This window comes from Streptomyces sp. NPDC050448 (assembly GCF_040655295.1).
Taxonomy (GTDB): domain Bacteria; phylum Actinomycetota; class Actinomycetes; order Streptomycetales; family Streptomycetaceae; genus Streptomyces.
This window is the reverse complement of record NZ_JBFAJR010000038.1, coordinates 69,875-75,023: the sequence shown is the minus strand read 5'-3', so window position 1 is coordinate 75,023 and position 5,149 is coordinate 69,875. Positions and strand designations below refer to the sequence as shown.

Genomic DNA, 5,149 nt, shown 5'->3' with positions numbered 1-5,149 from the left:
TCTGGTTCAACGACAGGACCGGACAACCCGTCAAACGATCACTGACTGCCTACGATCACTGACCGCAACCACACCCCTTGGACTCATTCATCTAGACGCTCAGGCCCTTGGACTCCAGCCATGCCAGCGGGTCCATCGTCGAGCCGCCCTTGCGTACTTCCAGGTGGAGATGGGGTCCGGTGACGTTGCCGGTGGCGCCGACGCGGCCGATGGTCTCGCCCGCGGTGACCGAGCCGGAGGTCACCGACATCGAGGACAGGTGGCAGTACCAGATCTCCGTACCGTCCTCGAGCTCCAGCACGATCCGGTAGCCGTACGCCCCGGACCATCCGGCCGAGGTGATCTTCGCGCCGGCGACGGCCTTGACGGGGGTACCGGTCGGGGCCGCGAAGTCGAGGCCGGTGTGGTAGCCGGAGGACCACATGGAACCGGAGTCGCCGTAGTGCGAGGTGAGGGTGTAGGCCGAGGTGGGGAGGGAGTAGCTGCCGGCGAGCTGGGCGAGCCGCGCCTCCTCGGCCTTGGCCTCGGCGGCCTCCTTGGCCGCCTTCTCGGCGGCCAGGCGGGTGTCCTCGGCCTGCTTCTGGGCGGCCTCCCGCTTGGCCTTGGCCTCCGCGGCGGCGGCCTCCTGCGCGGCGCGCTCGGTCTGCGCCCGGGTCTGGGCCTCGGCGGCGCTCTCCTGGGACTCGGCCTGCTGGAGGATGCGGCCCAGCAGGATCTCACCGGCGTCGGCGTGCCCGGCCTGCGCCGCCATGACGCCGGTCGATTTCGCGGAGGCTCCGGCGCCCGCCGCGGGGCCCTCGGCGTCCGCGTGGTGCGCGTCGCCCCCGGAGCCGCCCAGGCCGAAGTCGGGCAACGAGGGTATGGAGATGGCGACTTGGGGCCGGTCCTGTGCGGTGGCGATGCCGCTCGCGCCGACTGCCGCGATGACGCCGACGCCGAGCACGGTGGAGCTGCGGGCAAGCCCTCCGCGCTGCTTGACGACCCGGTGCTTGCCGCGGGGCGGGCGGGCCGAGTCCTCGGTGGGGTTCCACTCACCCCAGGCACCCGCGGTAGGCGGTTCCTGGAGTTCGATGCCTTCGGGGGCAGGCGAGTTGGAGGCCACCGGGCCACACTCCTCATGGACACGCACGCGCACGGCGCCGTCTCTTGCGACGGCTGGGACGACCGCGCTGCGTTATCGAACGGTAATAGACGGAGGGGAGTGATTCCAAGCTGTTGCGATTGATCGTTAGCGGCAATCAGCCACTCCCTGTGCCGCCTTGGCCGCCACTAATGTCATTTATACGGATCAACTCGGGCAAAAATCAAACAAGATCCATATCTCTCCAGCCACACCCGCATCTTGACGGGCCGTCATAAACCCTTCGGAGTGCACCTCTTCACTTACGCAGCGTCACGATACGATCACGGGGCGATCACGCGTACGGTCCGCCGCCGGTGCGGCCGACCCGCCCCCGGCCGGCCCACCGCGAGCAGCGCCATGTCGTCCGTCGTCCCGCCGCCCGTGTGCCGGCGCACATCGCTGCTGAGCGCGCCGAGCAGCTCGCCGGGCCCGGGGAAGACCCGCCCGCGCAGCCGGGTCGCCGGATCGTAGAAGACCCCCGCCGCATCCCGGGCCTCGGTCAGCCCGTCCGTGTACAGCAACAGGGTGGACCCGGCCGGGAAGGCCCACTCCTCGACCCGGTCCGGCCAGGCCTCGGCCAGCACCCCCATGCCCAGCGGCAGCGCCGGTTCCGCCGGGGCGAGGACCGCCAGGCTCCCGTCCGCGTACAGCAGCAGCGGCTCGGGATGGCCCCGGTTGACCAGGCGCAGCACCTGCGCGCCCGCCGGGATCTCACCGAGCACGCAGGTCGTGAACCCCTCCACCGCGTCCAGGCTGTCGCGCCGGGTGCCCTCCCGGGCCAGCGCCCGCTCCAGCCGCTGCGCCACGCCCTCGAGCGTGGGCTCCGTCTCCGCCGCCTCCCGGAAGGCCCCGAGGACCACCGCCACGGCCTCCACGGCCCCCAGCCCCTTGCCCCGTACGTCGCCCACCGCCAGCCGCACTCCGTACGGGGTGTCCTGGACGGCGTACAGGTCACCTCCGATGAACGCGTCGGCCTGCGCGGCCTCGTACCGGGCACAGACGTGCAGGCCCGCGATGCGCTCGGCGGGCGTAGGCAGCACGGCGCGCTGGGCGGCCTCCGCGATCCCGCGCGCCGAGGCGAGCTGCTCGCCGCTGCGCCGTACGACCCGGTTGATCAGGACCGCGAGCCCGGAGACGGTCACCACGGTCACCAGCTCGGTCAGCGCCTCGACCCTCCAGGTGGTGCTGTTGAGGACGTGCAGCAGGACCACCGCGAGCGAGGCCAGCATGCCGGTGAAGGCCGTGACCCAGAGGGTGAACAGCGGGGCGGCGATCAGCGGGGCCGCGGAGAAGAAAGGAGACCCCGTGTAGCTGGGCGGGGTCACCAGGTCGAAGGCCAGGCCGAGCGCGATCAGCGTGGCCGGGAGCATCCGGACCGCCTTCCGGGCCGCACCGCTTCCGGCGCCGTGCACGCGCTCGCCGCCGTTCTGCTGACCCAGCCCCACCACGCTGCTCTCCTGCCCGGTCCCTCACACGGGTGCGGGCCGCTGCCGCCTCGCCCTCAAGACTGGCCGCAGCAGGGGCCGTACGGCGACCCGGCCCGGGCCGATCGGGTGAGGGCGCGCCGGGGAACGACGAAGGCCCGGTTCCCCAAAGGGAACCGGGCCTTCGTACTGAGTAGCGGGGACAGGATTTGAACCTGCGACCTCTGGGTTATGAGCCCAGCGAGCTACCGAGCTGCTCCACCCCGCGTCGGTAAACACAACTCTACGTCATCGGGGAGAGGACTTGCGCCAATTAACCTCCCGGCCACTCTCAGAACCGGTATATCCGCAGGTCAGAGCCGCGTAGAACGGTGGAAGACGGCTTCCTTCAGCCGGTGATCAGGCGGAGCAGGGCCAGGGTTCCGATGCCGAAGGCGATCGTGAGGTAGAAGTTCCGGGTGCGCCAGGCGAGCAGCAGGGTCGGCACCGCCGGCCAGAGGGCGTAGTTGCCCAGGCGGCGCGGGCCGGGGCGTGGTGCGGCCGCCCCGGCCGCGCCCGCCCCGGGGGGCCCGGCGCGGCGTGGTGCGCCGGGGCCGGGGGGTTGTGTCGAAGGTCCTCTCTCCCCGGGCCGGGCGGAAGCCCAGGCCCGTCCAGAGGGCGGTCGCGGCCCCGTTCCCGTCGAGGACCGCGCGGAAGATCCGGTTGACCCCGCGGCGGCGGAAGGCCGCCAGGGTGTCGACCGCCATCACCCGGGCCAGCCCCAGCCTGCGGTGGCCGGGGTCGACCACCGCGTGGCTGATGCTTCCCCGTACGCCGAACGAGCCGGCGGGCAGCGCCGCGACGACCCGGCCCGAGGGGGTGCGGATCACCCGGCACAGGTCGGAGGAGTGGGCGAGGTGCCCGGAGAGCAGCCTCTCGTCCTCCCATTCGCAGTACGCGGCCTGCGGCGCGGCCCGCAGCAGCTCGATCACCTGCGGGACGTCGGCCGCCGTCATCGCCGCGGACACCGCCGGGGCGGCGGGTGCGGCCGGTGCGGCGGGCGCCTGGGGCGTGTACGGCCCGACCAGTACGTGCGGCCCCTCGAGCGCCAGAGCTGCGGCGCTCATCAGACCAGCGTCTCGTACGGAGAGCCGGGCAGGGAGAAGGAGATCGCGAGGACGTCGCGGTAGCCGCCCTTGTCCTCGGCCGCGCTCAGCCCCGTGACGTGGTGCTCCATCGCACGGTCCTCGAAGATCAGGGAGTCGAGCGGGGTGAGGAAGGTGCCCTTGGCGAGCGGCTCCTCGTCCCAGGTGAAGACGGTGCTGTGGCCGCCCTCGACATCGACGCGGGAGATGAGGTGCAGGCCGGCCCACGGGTAGCCGTCCGAGTGGATGCCCTCCGGGACCAGCTCGTTGTACTTGCCCGGGTTGATCTCGATGCGGATCTGGTGGATCTGGCAGACCCGGGCGCGGTCGCGGTACTCGTCCTCGACCGGCAGGTTGTCGAAGTCGTAGCGGACCAGGGCCTGGAAGAGCGGGTTGCGGTACGTCGACTCCTCGACGTCGCCGAAGTGGCGCTCGATGCCGCCGACGAAGGCGTTCATGGCCTCGCCCTGGTAGTACGCGACGTGGTCGAGCGGGGCGAGTTCGCCGGTGGCGGGCCCCCGTCGGCGAAGAGCTGCGCCGCCCAGACGGGGGTCTTGGCGAGCACGTCGAACGGGTCGCGGTCGCCGGCCACTTCGAGGAGCGCGGTGACGTACGCGGCGGGGTCCTCGGTGGCGGAGGGGATGTCGATGCGGTGGACGCCGGTGCCGGACCGTCACCGGCGCCGCCCTGATCGCCGTGATCGGTACGAGCACTGCCGGCCAGGCACCGCGAACTCGCCCTCGTGACCGCGGCGAGCACCACCGCCCCGGCCCGCCCGCTCGCCACCCCCCTCGAGCCGGGCTGGTCGTGAGGAACTCCGAAGCCCCACCTGGCCGGAAGCAGCGGACACAGCGAAGCGCCCCACCCGAAGACATCGGGTGGGGCGCTTCAACACAGGTCAGAGGAAGGATCCTCGCTCCTGCGAGCGGTAGGCCATGTCGGACTCGAACCGACAACCAACGGATTAAAAGTCCGCTGCTCTGCCAATTGAGCTAATGGCCCTCACGTGCTCACCCCAGAGCATAGCCGGAGACCAACGGCCGGCCGATCGAGTATCGGCTGACTGGCCCCGTCACGGCTCACAAAATGCGGACAGGGCCCCCACGACGGTGTCGTGGGGGCCCTGTCAGGCAGTCAGCTCAAGGCCGGGGCTGCGGTCAGCCGTTGCGCTTCCAGCGGGGCTTGTCGTCGCGGCGGCCGCCGAAGGAGCCGGTCGAGCCGGAGCCCGACGGGCGGTGGTCGTCGCGGCGGAAGCCGCCGGACGGGCGGTCGCTGCCGCCGGAGCGGAAGCCACCGGACGGACGGTCGTCACGGCGGAAGCCGCCACGGTCGCCACCGCGGTCGTCACGGTTGAAACCACCGGACGGGCGGTCGTCGCGACGGAAGCCGCCGGACGGGCGGTCGCTGCCGCCGGAGCGGAAGCCACCGGACGGACGGTCGTCACGGCGGAAGCCGCCACGGTCGCCACCGCGGTCGAC

The 5,149-nt window shown here is 72.0% G+C and carries 4 protein-coding genes, 2 tRNA genes and 2 pseudogenes; all 8 read right to left on the bottom strand.

What is annotated here, in order from left to right; genetic code table 11:
* Positions 1–91 precede the first annotated feature (91 nt).
* Positions 92–1,102, bottom strand: a complete 1,011-nt coding sequence (locus AB0I68_RS32155; protein WP_363180890.1) for a M23 family metallopeptidase — start codon at positions 1,100–1,102, stop codon at positions 92–94.
* A 302-nt stretch (positions 1,103–1,404) separates the two neighbouring features.
* Positions 1,405–2,493 (bottom strand): PP2C family protein-serine/threonine phosphatase, encoded by a 1,089-nt coding sequence (locus tag AB0I68_RS32150; RefSeq protein ID WP_363180893.1) that lies wholly within the window; start codon positions 2,491–2,493, stop codon positions 1,405–1,407.
* A gap of 248 nt (positions 2,494–2,741) precedes the next feature.
* A tRNA-Met gene (locus AB0I68_RS32145) sits at positions 2,742–2,815 on the bottom strand.
* Between the two features lie 120 nt (positions 2,816–2,935).
* On the bottom strand, positions 2,936–3,034 hold the full coding sequence (locus tag AB0I68_RS32140) for a hypothetical protein (protein WP_363180892.1): 99 nt from the start codon (positions 3,032–3,034) through the stop codon (positions 2,936–2,938).
* A gap of 160 nt (positions 3,035–3,194) precedes the next feature.
* Positions 3,195–3,542: pseudogene (locus tag AB0I68_RS32135) on the bottom strand (GNAT family N-acetyltransferase); the annotation flags it as partial.
* Positions 3,543–3,652: 110 nt separating this feature from the next.
* On the bottom strand, positions 3,653–4,546 hold the full coding sequence (locus AB0I68_RS32130) for a 2OG-Fe dioxygenase family protein (protein WP_363180889.1): 894 nt from the start codon (positions 4,544–4,546) through the stop codon (positions 3,653–3,655).
* Positions 4,547–4,600: 54 nt separating this feature from the next.
* Positions 4,601–4,673: transfer RNA gene (locus tag AB0I68_RS32125), tRNA-Lys, on the bottom strand.
* A 155-nt stretch (positions 4,674–4,828) separates the two neighbouring features.
* A pseudogene (locus AB0I68_RS32120) lies at positions 4,829–5,149 on the bottom strand (RNA helicase); the annotation flags it as partial.

Coding starts and splice junctions, on each gene's coding strand:
- AB0I68_RS32130 (WP_363180889.1), bottom strand. CDS start 4,546: ATGTCTTCGGGTGGGGCGCTTCGCTGTGTCCGCTGCTTCCGGCCAGGT.
- AB0I68_RS32150 (WP_363180893.1), bottom strand. CDS start 2,493: ATGCTCCCGGCCACGCTGATCGCGCTCGGCCTGGCCTTCGACCTGGTG.